Below are 532 nucleotides of genomic sequence, written 5' to 3'. Positions count from 1 at the left end.
ATAATATGCAAATTAAGATATGCACAATGCAAAAAACTTGCTAAAATTCTATGCTATTTAATTATAAAAACATTATGGACGGAAAACATGAAACAATTTGAAATCAGCAACAGCGTCAGGAAAGAGCTTAGCAACTACCTGAATACGCGCAATCTAAACCTCAAAGCCGCCATGGACAACGAAACAACCAATGGCGAAGTCGCGGCCATCGTTCACGCAGGATTGCCGGCGATGATTCGGAAAATCTATTCTTTGGAAAAAATGAAAACCTTTTTCTGGACGAAAAAAGATTTGATGATGGAATTTATCAATATGCGTTTGGCAGCCGGCGATAAAAAAGGCAAAAACTAATTTTAGCGATGGGAGGGGGAGATAGGAGTTTGAAATCTGGACTTCTGTTTTCCTCGAAGTCTTGTTAGGGATAGGGTTTACTCATTGTTCCTAATAAATTTTGACAACCGAAAGGCCGTCTGAAATTCAAATGATAGGGCATGGGGAATATGCCCTGTTTTTATGGGTGGCTTGTTTGCAT

General features: G+C 39.1%; 1 protein-coding gene. It reads left to right on the top strand.

Annotated elements, in window-relative coordinates; translation table 11 throughout:
* Nucleotides 1-87: 87 nt before the first annotated feature.
* The gene (locus tag ACTHUT_RS21660) at nucleotides 88-351 is read left to right on the top strand and encodes a hypothetical protein (RefSeq protein WP_036492715.1); all 264 of its coding nucleotides are present in this window, start codon (nucleotides 88-90) and stop codon (nucleotides 349-351) included.
* Nucleotides 352-532 lie beyond the last annotated feature (181 nt).

Source organism: Neisseria sp. P0022.S010, assembly GCF_051956635.1.
The sequence above is the reverse complement of the archived record's forward strand: the minus strand, read 5'-3'. Positions and strand labels throughout refer to the sequence as shown.

Excerpts from the sequence above, each read along its gene's own strand:
- ACTHUT_RS21660 (WP_036492715.1), top strand. The coding sequence starts at position 88 with ATGAAACAATTTGAAATCAGCAACAGCGTCAGGAAAGAGCTTAGCAAC.